Source organism: Microcoleus sp. A2-C3 (assembly GCF_036706065.1).
Taxonomy (GTDB): Bacteria; Cyanobacteriota; Cyanobacteriia; order Cyanobacteriales; family Microcoleaceae; genus Microcoleus.
Map to the genome: position 1 here is coordinate 34,822 of NZ_JAUBVX010000035.1, position 15,978 is coordinate 50,799.

The window sequence follows — 15,978 nt, forward strand, 5'->3', positions numbered from 1 at the left end:
AAACTCCCTTCAACCTTGATTAAAAGTTTGAATCAACCAGCGAGTAATTTCGCCATCATCTTGAGTTTGACTCCGATTCAAAGCTTCCTCAACTAACGCAATTTCCAGCCCAGGTAAAACCCGCGACTCTTGAATTCTACCGCTACCACCGCCATTAATCGCAAAGGCAAAAACCTCCTGCCTATTCGCACGATCCACCCAATATTCGCTAATTCCTGCGTCTTCATAAAGCAACCGCTTGCTGCCTAAATCATCATCAAAAGAAGATGCACCAATTTCAATTACCAAATTCGGCGGATCATATTCATTTAAATCAACAGGTGAATTGCTGTCATTAGGAGGAACTCTCAAATCTGAACCAATGTAGTAAGCTAGATCGGGTTGAAACTCGTGAATACCTGTTTTCCGAAAACTGGCATTAATCAACTGCACTACTCGGATATTTTTCAATGTAGCAAACAGACTGACTACAGATGAAAGGATTGAATGTTGATGCCCGTGCAATGGCCCTACTGGTGACATTTCTACCCTTATTTGTTCTTGATAATAATAAAATTTTCCCTTTTCCCAAGTTACATCCTCAGCAAAGTTTAGAAACTCTTTCCATGTCGCCTTCACCCAAATATCCGTTTCCAAAACCTGCGTAATTACCGAACTAGAAGACATCATCCACCTCTACTATTTCTGTATATTCAAATTCATTCGGACTGCGCTTAACTAAAGGATAGCGCATCCCAGCCAGTTCGATCGCATCTTCTTCACAATCAGCCTTCGGAGAATTGTACACCAGCACGTATTCCTTACCGATGCAGCTTTCCATTTCTTGAGCAACTTCTCCGCGCCACTGAGTTTTCGTCACCAAAACTACCAATTGATTCGCCAATTTGGGCAGCTTATTCGCGATTTGCTTGCGATAAATCTCGTCCAAACTGCCAAAGGGAGAATCCATCACGATCGGAAAGGTACTGCTATCCGGGCCCATCAAAGTATTTTTTTGACTCCACTCGCGCACGCCCTCAATAATTCCGCCAATAAACGACAAACTAAGGATTTGATTTTCTCCCGTCGAAGCAGCGACTAAAGATTCTTTTCCCGACGTATTTTCTACTAGCGTGAGTTCGTATTTATCGCTCAATTTGGGGATGTAAGGAGTAAAAGAAATTTGGCTAAAAATATCTTGTACACGTTTTTCTAATTGAGAACAAAACTGTTTTTCTAAGCGCGATCGCACTTCCGTTAGGCGATCGATCGCATCCTGAGTCGCCGCAATCCGGCGCTGGGCCAAAACTTGCCTTTGCTCATTCAGTTGCTGCTTGTCGATTTGCTTATCCAAAGCCGCAACCTGGGCATTCAAACTCTCAATCTGCTGCTGGTTAGAGCCTGTTTCACGGTGCAACTCGCCAATTTTTGCCTCAATCTCATCCAAGCGCTTTTGCAAGCGGCTGACATCGCCGTCAGGGAAGTTTTTCAGCTTGCTGTGAATATCGTCTAACTGGGATTCCACGCGGGAAAGTTCGGCTCTAGCGCGGCTGACATTGCCTTGTTGGCGATCGATTTCGTCCCAAAAATCAGCAATTTGGCGATCGATTTCATTGATGCGATCACTGATCCGAATAGTAGTTTCTTCCACATCGCCAGCACCCGCTTTATTGATCCAACCGCTAACATTTTCGCAAGCTTCAGAACCCTCCACCAATTGGGCACCGCAAATACACCGCTGCTGCGCTAATAACTCTTCCAAAAACGGCCGTCCAATCCCCGAAAGCAACTCGCCTTTTTCCCGCAAATTCCCAAAAATCAAGTTAAATTCAGCCGCAGCATCCGAAAGAAATACCGTGTAAGCGCGCCCAGAAATTGCTCGTTTCATCGCATCAGAAGCCAAAGCAATTTGTTCTTTAAATAAAGTCCGCTGCTTTTCCAATTCGTCTCGCAACTTTTGCCACTCAGTAGCACCGCTGAGTTCCAAGAAATCACCGTTAACTACTTTTTTTAATTCACCTTGATTCGTCAATTCTTGCTCAATCTCTACTTGTCTTTGTGAAAGTAAATCTACCTCTTTTTGACAAGTTTGCTTGTTTTTTAAAAGTTTTTTGATTTCAGAACTACCAATCACGCTCAAATCTGTTTCTAGAGACTTTCTGGCATCTATCAAATGTTTAATCGATCGACTCAATACCTCTACTCCTAGCAATTCCTTAGTAGCTTCAGCAATTTCTGCTTTCTTGTCGTGGCGAACAATTTGCTCGATTCGTTCCCCATCAAAAAAGAAATATTGATGCAAACTTGCAGGCAATATCCGTCCGATAATATCATCGGGATGCTGCGCTGTCGCAATCCAGCGACCGTCATCTTTTGCTACTTGTAGGAACAATTCGTCTTTGATGTATTCTACAGTATTTGCATTTTTGTAAGCACGGCAAACACGCCTTGCTTGATAGCGCTTGCTGTCGTGTTCAAACACAAGTTCCGCCCAACAACCCACGGCTTTTCCCATTTCCGCCTCAGCAAGGGCGCGCTTGTTTACCAATTGTTCTTCCGCAGCAAAAGCAGGGCTAAATTTTCCGTAAAGTACCCACGTAAAGGCATTAATTAATGCTGTTTTTCCAGAACCGTTATTACCATGAATGACTGTGATATTATGCTCGCCACAGGCTAGCTTGATTTCGGGACTTTTGCCGTAAAATTGCCGAAAATTGCACAGAGTAATTGAAATTAACTTCATACAATTGCTTCCTTAATGATTTTCAAAATGTCATCGCTAATATAGCGGGGAGATTTCATGTAGAGTTTATCTTTTTCAATTTCTAATACCTGCTCGATAATTTGTCGGACTTCCGGCGGCGCGCTAGTAATTGGTTGCTGTACGTCGCTCAAATCTTTGTCCGTGTGATAACTAGAACGCTTTTCTGCTAAAGTGCCGATCGCTACAGGTGCGATCGCGCTATCTGCATATCTAAAAGCCATAACCAGATTTTCATTCAGATTTTTAGTCATAATTAGAAGGAAGAAGGGAGAAGGAAGAAGGAAGAAGGAAGAATGCTTATATAGTTAGCTTTTTAGTCATCTCTATTTGACGCTTAATTAAGTGGATTTACTTATTTTATTGCAAAAATCAAAACTACAGGGTTACGTATGGGGTGAGAAACCGGGTTTCTACGAGTTTGGCTCTCGCGTCACGAGAAATCTACAAAGAAACCCGGTTTCTAGGATTTTTGTGACTAAAAACGAGAAATTTACGAAGAAACCGGGTTTCTGAGTTCGTAAGTGCGATCGCTAACGAAACTAGCAACTCAAACTGCAATAAAATAATTCTATCTTTTTAAGATAAACCGAACCTGAATAAATGTCAAATATCTAACAATCCGTAACGCCTCTGAATTTGCAGCAATTTCACCCTAGCTTCCCCAGCATTGTCAGCCAAATCAGCAAATTCCAAAAACCGCTTCAACTCTTTTCGCAGCAGATTGCGCTCAACTTCTAAGCTTTCTCGACCCAAATCTGGAGGTAAAACAATCATATCAAATAAAGTTGCCCTTTCCTTCCCCGGATGCGGCCGCAAAATACGTCCTCGGCGCTGAATAAACTGGCGCGGATTGCTGCTACTTGCTAAAATTACAGCATGGCGAATTGCTGGAATATCAACGCCTTCATCCAAACACCGAATCGCGACTAAACCTTGCAATTCTCCACTCTCAAATTGTTGGCGCAATCGTTCTCTTTCTGCTAAAGGAGTCGCCGCCGTATAAGTATTGACTCGATAGCCTAATTCTGAACCCAATAATTTCGCTGTTTCTGTTAGTTGGCGGTTGTTACTTCGGCGCACACCTGCTTCGATCGCACCATCGCCGCAGTAAAATAATGTATGGGCTGTGTCGAGACGGTGGATCATTAGTTCTCGCAAAGCTGTTAATTTATTAGCCGCCGCCCCAATTAACCTGGCCCGCTGCATTAATAAAGTTTTTAAAGCATCGTTTGGTTCTACTTTTTCATCGCCCCACAGCGCCCAGCCAATTTTTTTAGTTAAGTAGGAATATTTGCGGGTTTCTGATTCGGTTAATTCTACTAAAATCGGATAGTATAAATAATGTACTAATGCTTTTTGGCGGATGGCATCGGCTAAGGTGAGTTCGGGTTGCAACACTGGGCCGAAATAATCTAAAATAGACTCGGTTCCCTCTTCGTCAAAGTGTCTTTCTGGGGTAGCAGAAAGGGCGAGGCGTAGTCCAATATTCCGCGGCAAACTTTGTCCTAAACGGGGTGCACCTAAGTTGTGAACTTCGTCTCCAATAATTAGGGTTTTTTCTGGGAAATAGCGCAGTTGAGACTGCAAACTATCGGACATTAGTGTAGCGTTTGTAGTTATAATTGTCAGAAATATTCCCTCGCCCGCTCGCACTTTATACAAACCCCGATCCAGCTTATTTTGCCAACTACTGGCGTTTTCAAAAGCCAAAATAGGTTTCAAACAAAATTTTTCCGATTCGCGCGCCCACTGATTCACCAGGTGGCAGTAGGGGCAAATTACGAGGAGGACTTGCAGGTTAATTTTATTGTATAATTCAGTGGCGATCGCAAGTGCAGTAATCGTCTTGCCACTACCCGTCGCCATCTTCAGCGTACCGCGTCCCTGATTTGCAAACCAATTATCAACCGCCGCTTGCTGATACGGCCGCAATTGCAGCGATGGCGGTATCCTCGGAAACCCAAATTGCGAATTATTGGCTGTGGAGTGATTCACCTTTAAATGCCGTTAGATGCAAAATTACCCTGATTCAACTGTAACTCATATTCAACTAAAACTTAACAGCTCAAACAAATTTGCCGCCGACAATTGCAAACCAAACAACGCATCCAGCACTGGTAAAACATCTTCATTTTCTTTAATCTCAGGTTCCTGCTGCGGTTTAAAAACAATGACTAATCTTTCTTCCGGGTCAATCAGCCAACCCAATTTAGTCTTATTTTTGAGGCAAAATAGAATTTTATTAATCACGCGAGTTGAACTTTGATCCGGCGATAAAATCTCAATTATCCAATCGGGCGCAAGTTCAAACCTATTTTCTATTTCTCCCTGAGAATTTAGAGGAATGCGCTGCCACTCGAATACTGCGATATCTGGAACAATAGAACGTCCACCAAAAGAGCAGCGCAATTCTGGAAACGCATAAGCCAACTTCTGCGGTTTTCCAATTCGATTAATTACAGATGGGAACTCAAATTGTAATGTACTATGTTTTCCTTGCGGCATAGCTTTTTGATAAATTTGACCATCAAAATACTCGCTAGCCGGCTTAGTTTCTGGAAGCAGCAGAAACTCTTCCAGAGAAATTTTTGACGGAGACTGAATTGACGTTAACATAAGCGATTAAACCCTCGAAAACTCTTATAAATTCACGTCGCTGTCACCTTCCCAATCCTGACAACTCTCCGATTCCACACCAGTAGGGTGCATCGCACAAACCAACAAATTTCCGCCGTAAACTTGACCGTGATAGTTAGTACAACCGCGACAAACCGGATGCTGAGTCGGCGAAGGGTCTACATAAGTCACCATCGACAAATCTATCTCATCAAACTCCGGGTCAAAGTCCCGGCAAATTTCAATTATCGGTTCGAGAAATTCATTTAAATAACCATCGAATTCATTTAAATAACCGTCAACTTCACTAATCAGGTTATTTTGTACTTGTTCTGTAAACTCTTCCGAAATATGAGCCAAAATGTCCAGCATTTCGACAAACTCTTCGCTCATGTCGGTGAAAAAATGCTCTACTTCAGAGACAGCATTTTCCATTACTTCAAAAAAATCTTTAGACCAATCTTCCATGAATTTGACAGCTTGCTATTACAAAATATTTTACAGACAGGTGCAGCCAGCCTCATGTGAAGTGCTTGCACCTACTCTCAATTCTATTACCTATTGCGGTATATCCGTCCACATCTGACAGAGGAGATATTCAAAAAGGGAACTCAAGAGTATTATCCTGAGTTCCCTTTGTGCTTTGCGAGCTTTTTGTAGCTTAATCTTGCTTCAGACGCCGCAATTCGTCTTGTAAATTCTGCACTTGTTCGCGGAGCTTGTCTACGCCACCAGTTTCTTTAGTTTCTTTTGCAGAAACATCTTCTTCCTCAGAAACAATTTCAATCCGCCGAGGTTCAGCCGGTTTTTCTTCCCTAGCCGATTCTACGGGTGGCTGCTGCTGAGCTTGTTGCACCATATCATCAACAAAGCGACGTGCTTCTTCCGTTGACATTTCGCCCCGCTTGACTAATTCATCTGCCAGCTTTTGGGCTTCAGTGCGTAATTCAGTTAACTTGCTGCCTGCTTTTTCTCCAGCGTAGGAAGCTAGCCCGACACCAAGGTAAACTGCTTTCTGTAAAATATCTCCGAAACCAGGCATAGGAGCTATACCTCATAAAACTGGGTGAACCGGAGACCACGCCTATTACAAGCATCCCGTGTTGCTGCTACCTTCCGGTCCTGACAAAATTTGGGCGTTGGAATCGCGTGGGGCCAGTTCATTTATGAGTATAACACAGTTATTTATTCTTCAACCACACACCAGTGATAAATTTCATAAATAACGCAACCGTTCTTCACCAGCGGGTCTTCAGCGACGATCGCCTTTGCTTCATCCATAGAACCCGCCTCAAACATCAACATACCGCCGCCCCGCCTCGCCCAGTAGCCAGTTTTCGCTCGGTGTCCTTTAGAAATCAACTCTCGGACATAAGCTCTGTGAGCTGGCACATATTGGTCAAAGACAGGCTTTTCCACAATTCCTTGTTCAATTTTGACAAACCAAGGCATTTTTTATTTTGGATTTTAGATTTTAGATTTTAGATTGGGGATTGTAGATTGGGAATGGAGGTTTTGGTACCGAGCATTGAGCAAATACTCGATCGCCCGTACTCCGCCATTCCTTCCTCACTGCGATGTTATCCTATGAACCAGTCAAAACAGCGATTTTTTATTGCTTTAGTGCCACCTCTCGATATTGAACAGCAGATTACTGAGATCAAACTGTATTTTGCGGAACACTACAATACTCGCGGTGCATTGAATTCGCCACCCCACGTCACGCTGCAACCTCCTTTTGAATGGCCGGCGGCGGATGTACCGAAGTTGGAGGAAAGTTTAAAGGCATTTGCTGCAAATCGGCTGCCAATTCTCGTTACTCTATCCGGTTTTGCGGCTTTCGATCCCCGCGTCATTTATGTTGATGTTGTCAAATCGCCGGCATTGCTGGAGATGCAACAAGATTTGATGAGTTATTTGGAGGCAAATTTGGGAATTGTCGATCGACTTTCTCAGACTCGCCCATTTGTACCGCACATGACTGTAGCATTTCGCGATTTAACTCAGGAGAATTTTCAAGCGGCTTGGTTGGAATTTGCAGGGCGTGAGATCCACTTTGAGTTTACCGCTGCGGCCTTAACTTTGTTGCTGCACGACGGCAGCCGCTGGAATATCAGAAGATCCGGCGGTTAGAAACCGCGTCTATAGAAACAAAACCCGGATGGTGCGCGGGTTAAATACCTGGTGGTTAATGTGTTATTTTTTTTAGTCCCTCGCTCGCTCGGACATCGTTTGACAAGAAGCGGTTGAAACCGTACGTCTTTTCTTACCAGAAAGAATTGGTTTAAAGCCGGAACCCCTAAAGGTGAGAAATTAAAATCAGACTATTCATTGCTTCAATCCTCGGACGTAAAGTAAAGTGCTGTCAACTGTCAACTGTCAACTGTCAACTGAATGAACGATCGCTCTTATTCGGACTTGCAAGTGCCACAGTTCCATAAACCGAAATTCCCGACTGTTTCAATATTTGAATTGCCGACTTCACGGTAGTACCGCTAGTGTAAATATCATCAACTAACAAAACTCGATCGCGCGGGAGACGGCGGCGAAAATCTTTGCCCAAACTTAAAGCATCTTTCATTTCAGCTTTTCGTTGCTGTGGTGTCAGAGCGAATAAAGCCTGAGTATTTTTCACACGCTCCAAACCGTGCCGCTGCAAAGGCAAACCAGTCAACTCGCAAAAACTTTCAGCCAAAAGTTCCGCCTGGTTAAAACCACGCTCCTTGAGCTTTTCTTTGTGCAGGGGAATCGGTACAACTGTTAAATTGTCAATAGCTAATTCGGGAAAACTTAGCCAAGATTCTGCCAGCCAGCCGCCGAGGGGTTTCGCTAATTGTGGATTACCGTCATATTTCAAAGCTGCGATCGCCCGTTTGAGAGTTCCGCCGTACTCGCCCCACACAAAAACCCGCTGCTCTGAATCCCAAAATCGACCTGGATCGGCTAACTGACATCGCTGAAGTTGCTTGTGGCAGTAGGGACAAAACTCTTCGGCAGCCGATCGCTGACAAAGAGGACAGTTAGCCTTAAGAAATAGATTGAGAAAAGATTTGACCAATCCCGTCCATTTTCGGTTGTTCATCCTAAAATTGTGGTAAGTGATTAATCGGAAAAACTATCAAAATTCAATCAGTTTCCAAGAACAGGATCGCAGCGTGACAAACCTCTACTGGCTAGACAAAATTCAACCTTCAGACCGAGATGCAGTGGGAGAAAAAGCATTTTACTTGAGCTGTTTGCTCGCCCAAAATCATCCAGTTGTACCGGGTTTTGTCGTGCCGGCTACAACATTTTGGCAGTTTTTAGAGTCGATCGACTGGCTAGAACCGCTGTTTGCCGACTGGCCCCACTCTTCGCTACACTTGAACGTCGATGAACCCAGACAACTGCAATCGATCGCCCGCAGCATCCGCCACCAAATCCTTACCACCAAACTGCCAGAGGCACTGCTCTCCAACCTAGAGTCTGCGGTTGGTACTCTCAACTCCCAAGCCTTGATTTTTCGCCCTTCCCTGACTTCCAGGAGCCCGAAAACAGCCGGAATCCTGGAATCTCACGCAGTACGCGCCGAACCAGAATCCATTGAGGCCGGACTAAAACGAGCCTGGGCAGAAATCTTCAGAGCCCGAAGTCTATTTTACTGGCAGCGGTGCGGCATGGAAATACAGCAAATCAATCCCGCAGTTTTGGTGCAGCCGCTTCAAGGAGCAATCGCCACAGGTGAGGTGAAAACTAATGCCGGCGCAGCATGGGAAATCCAAGCCACTAGCGGTTTGGGAATGTCCCTCGCTAGGGGAGAAACTATACCTGATTACTATGAAGTGCAGTCAGAAACAGGTGCGGTTAAATTCCAGCGGCTCGGTTACAAAACATTAGCATATAATCTCAAAGCTGATGAAATCAAGCCGAGGGAAAAAACGCATATTGGGAATTTTGCTGCTTTTCCAATCCCCGATTCTCCATTTCTAATTCCTGATTTTGCTGACAGTTGCCTGGAAGTTTTGGCGCTGGGCGAGGAATCACAAGCTGAATATGTTTTAGAGGAATCGCAACTGCAAAAAATTATTAAATTGAGCAAAAAAGTTGTCGCAGGAGTTGACTCTGATTTAATTTTGCAGTGGACAATCAGCGAGACAGAAAACAATGACGAACCGCAGTTTTATTTTACTCAAGTTCGTCTTTTGAAAGCGGAAAAAATCGCGTCGGTACGGGAAAATGCGATCGCCCCAGCCAGAAATCCGGCGATTCTCAGAGGTTTGGGTGCAGCATCAGGAAAAGCCGAAGCAGTTGCCCAAGTTATGACGAATTCTCACCCAGAAAACGCCCAATTCTTAGCCGGAGGCATTTTGGTAGCCCGCACAATCGAGCCGCACTGGCTGCCTTGGCTGAAACTTGCTGCTGGGGTGGTTGTGGAACAAGGAGGCATGACAGGGCACGGCGCTATTTTAGCGAGAGAATTGGGGATTCCTGCCGTTGTGGGAGTTGCTGGGGCCACGAGGGCGATCGAGACTGGCGATTGGGTGTTGGTAGACGGCGATAGCGGACAAGTTTTTGCCACCGCCGAACCAGATGGCGATCGACTTCGGGAACTAGGACAAAATCCAGAAAATTACACTACAGCAGCAGAAATGTCAATAGCTAATTACCAATTTTCAACATCAGATCGATCGTCCAATCCCGCGTCTAAATCTCGCCAGCCTGAGTCTGCCGAATCTGTTGCGCCAACGGGGACTCAACTGCTAGTTAATGTCAGCCAAACGAGTTCGATCGATCGCCTCAGAAATTTGCCCATCGACGGCATCGGATTATTGCGATCGGAATTGATGGCATTGGAAGCTTTGGACTGTCAAAACCCTAAAGTTTGGCTGCAAGACGGCCGCCAATCGGAATTTGTCTCGCGCATGGCGGATTGCCTCAGTTTATTTGCCGCTGCCGTTTCGCCGCGACCAATATTTTATCGATCTCTCGATTTGCGCGAATCAGGAACCGACGGCAGTTTCAGTTATACCTTTGAACCGGAGTTATTTGATTGGGAGTTGTCCGTACTTCAAAAAGTCTGCGAGTTAGGTCACACAAATCTCAATTTAATGTTGCCTTTCGTGCGCTCTGTGGACGAGTTTGTCTACTGCCGCCAGCGCTTAGAAACTATTTGGAAAAATCGACCTGCTCAGTTTCAAATTTGGATCATGGCGGAAGTTCCTTCGGTATTATTTTTATTGCCAGATTATGTAAAAGCAGGAGTTCAAGGAATTTCTATCGGTACCAATGATTTAGCCCAATTTTTGTTAGGGATTGACCGCAACTCCCAACAGGTAGCAGGTGGTTTCAACGGGCGCGATCGAGCAGTGATGAGGGCGATCGAGCAATTAATCCGACAGGCCAGGGCTGCGGGCATTCCTTGCTCGATCTGCGGGGACGCGACCGCATTGTATCCTGAGATAGTTGAATCCTTGGTGCGGTGGGGGATTTCGTCTATTTCGGTGAATGTCGATGCTGTAGAACAGACTTGGAGGGCGATCGCCCGTGCCGAACAGCGCCTGCTCCTAGAAGCCGCGCGATCGATATTAACAGTTGACAGTTGACAGTTGACAGTTGACAGTTGACAGTTGACAGTTGACAGTTGACAGCGAAGTTTTTAGGCAGGGGCTTAAATCCCCAGCCTAAAAACAATCCACCTAAAGGCGGGGGCTTAAATCCCCTGTGATGCAGGTTAATAATAATTAAAAAAATCAGACGGCGGTTGAAACCGTGTCTACACAAACGAATTCTGGATGGTGCGCGGAATGAAGAAAATAACATAATTTTAACCGCCCGATCTTCTTCAACCCGGCACCATCCGGGTTTTGTTTGTATAAATGCGGGTTCAACCGCCCGGTCTTCTAAATTAAAAATATCCGATTTTCAAGCTAAGATAGAAATATCACCAACACTTGACCCAAAGGTAAAAACAATGAAATCAAAAATCATTGCAACCGCAGCAATACTCGCCGCCCTCGGCTGTCTGCATCCCCATCCAGCATTGTCTCAACCTGCAACTGACGGCGGGACAAAACCAGGATTCTGGCAACCTCAAGCACAGATTGACACTACTCGCAATATTACCCTCAGACTGTTAAATGAAACCGGATTAAACCTAGAATACGGTGAATCAGGTGTTGGCTTGTCATCCTTGCCCGTCGGAGCCAGCAAAAACATCATTGTTCGCGTCAGCAATCGCACCGCCGACATTGCAAATATTCCGATTAATGTCCAAGGAGGAAGTACAACTTTGAAATACGACTATAATGTTGATGCCAAGCAAAACCTTGTGACGATTCGTATCACCACATCAGACGGCCGCACTAGGCAAGATCGGTCAGTTTATATTGATGAAAAAGGGCGAATTTACTCTTTCTAAGACTGACGATTGTTAACCAGATTCCCGATCGTGGATCTTGGTTTTAGCAGCGAGATCTCCGGGGCGTTGCTGACTCGAAGTATGAATCCATCAGCAGAGACGCCCTACGAGTGCGTCTCTACAAAGGTTTGGAGATCAGGTTAAATTATTTTCATCCCTAAAATCAGCAACGCCCGCTGTTGCTTAGTCGATCGAGATTGACTGAGGCCCCGTGCTTTTACCGTTGGTTGGTTCGGCTGTGGGCGCAGTGTAGGAAGTTGAGCCGGCTTGTTCGTCAATCCAGCTTCTAACGGGATCTTCGTGAAGGTTGAGTCGCAGCAGGCCTGAAAAAAATCCGCCCGCAAAGGCAAGAGGCTGTTGCATCAATTCTTTAACTACTGGGATGAGTTCATCGAGGAACATTCAAGAGTCTCCTTGTTCTGCTGGGTTTCTACCTTTACTGTACCGTTTGTACTGCGATGCTGGCAGCGGCCGACAAAAAACCCTATTCTCAAACGCTGAAGATGGGCGATCCTGTTCAAGGGCTTCGCTAACCACCAATTTGGCGGCTAATGGCGTACAATGCTAATCAATTTGCTGTAAAAATTTTATGTGCCGTTTGCTTGGCTACCTGGGCGAGCCGATTTTACTCGATTCTATTCTGTACAAGCCGGAACATTCGCTAATTGTGCAGAGTTACCAGCCCCGCGAAATGACTTCGGGCCTGCTCAATGCTGACGGTTTTGGCATCGGTTGGTATCACCCGCACCTAGATACTGACCCGTTTACTTATAAAAATGTACAACCAATTTGGAGCGACATCAATCTGCCGAGTATTAGCCGGTACGTTGAATCAAAATGCGCGATCGCCTATGTTCGCAGTGCCACTTCGGGACAAGCTGTAGATTTGAGCAACTGTCAGCCCTTTGGGTACGATCGCCTATTGTTCGTACACAACGGCTTTGTGCAGAATTTTCGGAAAACTCTTTATAGACCAATTCGCGATCGACTCAGCGATACCCTTTATCAATCAATTAACGGTACTACAGATTCAGAGCACATCTTCGGCTTATTTGTCAATGAATTAACAGCCGCAAATCTGACTATACAAGCTGCTTTGCAAAACTCCCTGAAAACTTTGGCAGAGCTAGCAAACCTTCAAAACGTAGAATTTTCAGCTAATATCATAATCAGCGACGGACACCAGATCGTTGCGTCTCGCTTTGCTTCTCAAAAAGTCCCTCCTTCCCTTTATTGGCTGCGGGACGATCTAAATTTTCCAAATTCTGTCATCATTGCTTCTGAGCCTTTATTTGCTGGCAATTGGCATGAGTGTCCAGCCCAAAGCATTATCAGTACAGGAGCAGACGGTGATATCGAAATCTATCCAATCTTCTAGAAAGGCAATTTATCATGATTTGCAGCAGTGTCGCCGTGGCACTTTCAAACTATTTGCAGACATCGATTATGATACTTTCTGCCGCCAAGCTCATCCTGATTTCAGTCCGGTTGGCTGGCACTTAGGTCATATTGCTTATACTGAGGATTTGTGGCTGTTGCAGCGGTGTGCTGGATTGAAGCCAGTTTTTCCTGAGTATCACAAACTGTTTGCTGCTGATATTTTGCCGAAGGAACAACGGATTTTTTTGCCTGCGTTTCCAGAGGTTGAATTGTATCTGGATGCGGTGCGAAAAAAGGTGTTAGATTATTTGGAAGTAGCGCCGATCGCACAGCAGGAACGTCTCTGGCGGTTCATGATTCAGCACGAAAGCCAGCACTGCGAAACTGTTGCTTTTGTGTTGCAAATGCAGAGGAATAAAGGTTCGGCTGCGGATTTTGTAACGGATTTAACGGATGTCACGGATAGAGGAAGATTAGCAACGGATTTTGTAGCGGATTTAACGGATGTTACGGATAGAAGCAAAGAGGAAGAAGGAACATTAATTGCCCATTACCAATTACCTATTACCCATTACCAATTACCGATTCCCGATTCGTCGATCGCAATTTTGGGCGGCGAATTTTATATGGGAAGCGATGCTGCTGAGGCCTTGGATAATGAGCGATCGCGCCACTTGTGTTATTTGGAAGCATACGCGATCGATCGCTATCCCGTCACTTGCGGTCAATACCGAGATTTTATGACATCCGGTGGCTATCAGAACCACGATTGGTGGTCTGCTGAGGGCTGGGAATGGCAAAAAGTTCATTTAGTCGATCGCCCGCTTTACTGGTCCGAAAATCCAGCTTTCAGCAACCATCCAGTTTGTGGCGTCAGTTGGTACGAAGCCGAAGCTTACTGCAACTTCGCCGGCAAGCGTTTGCCATCGGAAGCCGAATGGGAAAAAGCAGCGAGTTGGGATGCCACAAATCAGACGAAACTTACCTATCCTTGGGGAGAAACACGGCCAAATGCCAGCCTGTGCAATCACGGCAATCATCTTGCCAATACCTCCCCCGTTGATGCCTTTCCAAAAGGAGCAAGTGCAGCAGGCTGTTGTGATATGTTGGGCAATGTCTGGGAGTGGACAGCTTCAACCTTTGACGCCTATCCAAAATTTGAGAGTTATCCTTACAAAGGATACTCTGAACTCTATTTTGATGGAGAACACCGGGTTTTGAAAGGCGGGAGTTGGGCGACTTTTCCTCAAGCAATGCGATCGACTTTTCGGAATTGGTACTATCCGGGCGTGCGCCAAATTATCGCAGGTTTTCGTTGCGCTAAGTAGTTTATTATCCAATTCTAACTGCAATATACAAGATTGCAAAATTCAGGAAATATCTTTGAATTATCTGCGTTTATCAGTGTTGATCTGCCTTGTATCTACGGTCGATATATATATCAATCAAATTTTCAAGCAAGAAGTCTCGAAAAATTGGACATTTTTTTACTAAATGTAGAAAAGTTCGCATTTCAAAATATTAAGTAAAAAAACTTGGGAAAATTATTTTTAAGTTTCAATTTGGGGAGCGATCGCCATCTGGTGAGAAAATAGATAACGGAGATCGGCATAAAAAATCAGGCTTAAGCGTGATATTTGGCAAGGTGACTGCGTGCTATACCCATTGTTGCATCTTAATTTTACTCTATGAAATCCCCAAGACTGTCCGACACGACAAACCCAGCCTCAACAAAGGAAAACCGGCTGCACTTAGAGCGGCTGGTGAGCGCTGTGGCACCGACAACCGCAGAAATCAATCCTGGCAGCGATGCAGTTAACGGGTTGACTCAAAACCCCAAAACCCTTCCTCCCAAGTATTTCTACGACGATCGCGGCTCGAACCTGTTCGAGTTGATTTGTCAATTGCCGGAATACTACGTGACACGCACGGAGACGGCGATTTTGCAAGAGTGTGCAGGGGCGATCGCCCATTTGACGGGCCCGTGCGAAATCGTCGAACTCGGCAGCGGCAGTTCCACCAAAACCCGGATTCTCCTCGATGCTTACAGCAAATTGGAATATCCCCTGCACTATTTGCCGATCGACATCAGCCCTACCATCCTAGAAAGCAGCGCTTGTCAACTGTTGACAGATTATCCGTCGCTTCAAATTCACGGACTTGTCAGCACTTACGAATTAGCCTTAGCTAAAATTTCCCCGTCACCGTTGCCAACCCGAATGATTTGCTTTCTAGGCAGTACCCTCGGCAATCTCAACCCTCAAGAATGCGATCTATTCTTCTCGCAAATTGTCGGTGCATTGCAGCCTGGAGAGTATTTTTTACTGGGAATTGATTTGGATAAATCTAAAGATATTTTAGAGCCGGCCTACGATGACAGTCAAGGAGTGACAGCAGCATTTAACTTGAATATGCTGCGGCATTTAAATCGGAGGTATGAGGGAAATTTTGATTTAGCACAGTTTGAGCATTGGGCTTTTTACAATCAAGAGGAATGTCAAATTGAAATGCACTTGAAAAGTAAAAAAGCGCAAACCGTGAACTTACGTACTCTAAATTTAACGGTGGAATTTGCCGCAGGAGAAACTATCCGCAGCGAAATTTCGCGCAAGTTTAATCTCAATACTGTAAAGGCAGATCTTTCGCAGCGCGGTTTAAAGCCTGTACAAGTTTGGACAGATCCAAATCAGTGGTTTGGCTTGATGCTTTGTCAGTTGACAGTTGATAGTTGATAGTTGATAGTTGATAGTTGATAGTTAACAGTTGACAGTTAACAGTTAACAGTTAACAGTGGGCAGTTGTCATTAGTTAGTGTGAGGGAAAGAAACCGGGTTTCTACGAT

At 45.0% G+C, this 15,978-nt stretch carries 16 protein-coding genes and 1 other RNA gene; 6 read left to right on the forward strand and 11 right to left on the reverse strand.

Features of this window, described 5'->3' with window-relative positions; genetic code table 11:
- Positions 1–9: 9 nt before the first annotated feature.
- The 9 genes from QUB66_RS19320 to QUB66_RS19360 form a co-directional block, all read right to left on the reverse strand.
- The gene (locus QUB66_RS19320) at positions 10–669 is read right to left on the reverse strand and encodes a Uma2 family endonuclease (protein ID WP_332969281.1); all 660 of its coding nucleotides are present in this window, start codon (positions 667–669) and stop codon (positions 10–12) included.
- Positions 656–2,722 carry an AAA family ATPase gene (locus QUB66_RS19325; protein ID WP_332969280.1) on the reverse strand — a complete coding sequence of 689 codons (2,067 nt, stop codon included), beginning with the start codon at positions 2,720–2,722 and terminating at the stop codon, positions 656–658. Before QUB66_RS19325 ends, QUB66_RS19320 begins: the two co-directional genes overlap by 14 nt.
- On the reverse strand, positions 2,719–2,964 hold the full coding sequence (locus tag QUB66_RS19330; RefSeq protein ID WP_265234338.1) for a hypothetical protein: 246 nt from the start codon (positions 2,962–2,964) through the stop codon (positions 2,719–2,721). The genes QUB66_RS19325 and QUB66_RS19330 overlap by 4 nt, the downstream gene beginning before the upstream one ends.
- Before the next feature lie 382 nt (positions 2,965–3,346).
- A complete protein-coding gene (locus QUB66_RS19335) occupies positions 3,347–4,738 on the reverse strand; it encodes a DNA phosphorothioation system restriction enzyme (RefSeq protein WP_332969279.1) in 1,392 nt (463 codons plus the stop codon).
- Positions 4,739–4,789: 51 nt separating this feature from the next.
- Positions 4,790–5,359: a Uma2 family endonuclease gene (locus QUB66_RS19340; RefSeq protein ID WP_332969278.1), complete on the reverse strand. Its 570-nt coding sequence runs from the start codon at positions 5,357–5,359 to the stop codon at positions 4,790–4,792.
- A 24-nt stretch (positions 5,360–5,383) separates the two neighbouring features.
- On the reverse strand, positions 5,384–5,827 hold the full coding sequence (locus QUB66_RS19345; RefSeq protein WP_265234335.1) for a hypothetical protein: 444 nt from the start codon (positions 5,825–5,827) through the stop codon (positions 5,384–5,386).
- Between the two features lie 193 nt (positions 5,828–6,020).
- The gene (locus tag QUB66_RS19350) at positions 6,021–6,401 is read right to left on the reverse strand and encodes a phasin family protein (RefSeq protein WP_265234334.1); all 381 of its coding nucleotides are present in this window, start codon (positions 6,399–6,401) and stop codon (positions 6,021–6,023) included.
- A gap of 23 nt (positions 6,402–6,424) precedes the next feature.
- An RNA gene (gene ffs / locus QUB66_RS19355) (signal recognition particle sRNA small type) lies at positions 6,425–6,521 on the reverse strand.
- A gap of 23 nt (positions 6,522–6,544) precedes the next feature.
- A complete protein-coding gene (locus tag QUB66_RS19360; RefSeq protein ID WP_265234333.1) occupies positions 6,545–6,811 on the reverse strand; it encodes a YciI family protein in 267 nt (88 codons plus the stop codon).
- Positions 6,812–6,865: 54 nt separating this feature from the next.
- Here QUB66_RS19360 and QUB66_RS19365 point away from each other — a divergent pair, with 54 nt between their 5' ends.
- A complete protein-coding gene (locus QUB66_RS19365) occupies positions 6,866–7,492 on the forward strand; it encodes a 2'-5' RNA ligase family protein (protein WP_442923310.1) in 627 nt (208 codons plus the stop codon).
- Positions 7,493–7,745: 253 nt separating this feature from the next.
- Here QUB66_RS19365 and QUB66_RS19370 read toward each other — a convergent pair whose 3' ends face one another.
- Complete coding sequence (locus tag QUB66_RS19370; protein WP_265234332.1) at positions 7,746–8,441, reverse strand: ComF family protein; 696 nt, start codon at positions 8,439–8,441, stop codon at positions 7,746–7,748.
- A 16-nt stretch (positions 8,442–8,457) separates the two neighbouring features.
- On the opposite strand from QUB66_RS19370, the gene QUB66_RS19375 reads away from it, so the two are divergent.
- Together QUB66_RS19375 and QUB66_RS19380 are read left to right on the forward strand one after the other, a co-directional pair.
- Positions 8,458–10,941 carry a putative PEP-binding protein gene (locus QUB66_RS19375; RefSeq protein WP_332969276.1) on the forward strand — a complete coding sequence of 828 codons (2,484 nt, stop codon included), beginning with the start codon at positions 8,458–8,460 and terminating at the stop codon, positions 10,939–10,941.
- Positions 10,942–11,309: 368 nt separating this feature from the next.
- Complete coding sequence (locus QUB66_RS19380) at positions 11,310–11,756, forward strand: hypothetical protein (RefSeq protein ID WP_332969275.1); 447 nt, start codon at positions 11,310–11,312, stop codon at positions 11,754–11,756.
- A gap of 183 nt (positions 11,757–11,939) precedes the next feature.
- On the opposite strand, the gene QUB66_RS19385 is transcribed toward QUB66_RS19380, so the two are convergent.
- A complete protein-coding gene (locus QUB66_RS19385) occupies positions 11,940–12,158 on the reverse strand; it encodes a hypothetical protein (protein ID WP_332969274.1) in 219 nt (72 codons plus the stop codon).
- 187 nt (positions 12,159–12,345) lie between these two features.
- Here QUB66_RS19385 and egtC point away from each other — a divergent pair, with 187 nt between their 5' ends.
- The 3 genes from egtC (at position 12,346) to egtD (ending at position 15,868) form a co-directional block, all read left to right on the forward strand.
- Complete coding sequence (gene egtC, locus QUB66_RS19390; protein WP_332969272.1) at positions 12,346–13,134, forward strand: ergothioneine biosynthesis protein EgtC; 789 nt, start codon at positions 12,346–12,348, stop codon at positions 13,132–13,134.
- Complete coding sequence (locus QUB66_RS19395) at positions 13,106–14,464, forward strand: SUMF1/EgtB/PvdO family nonheme iron enzyme (RefSeq protein ID WP_332969301.1); 1,359 nt, start codon at positions 13,106–13,108, stop codon at positions 14,462–14,464. The genes egtC and QUB66_RS19395 overlap by 29 nt, the downstream gene beginning before the upstream one ends.
- 360 nt (positions 14,465–14,824) lie before the next feature.
- Entirely contained in the window at positions 14,825–15,868 is a 1,044-nt protein-coding gene (gene egtD, locus QUB66_RS19400) for an L-histidine N(alpha)-methyltransferase (RefSeq protein WP_332969270.1), read from the forward strand.
- Positions 15,869–15,978 lie beyond the last annotated feature (110 nt).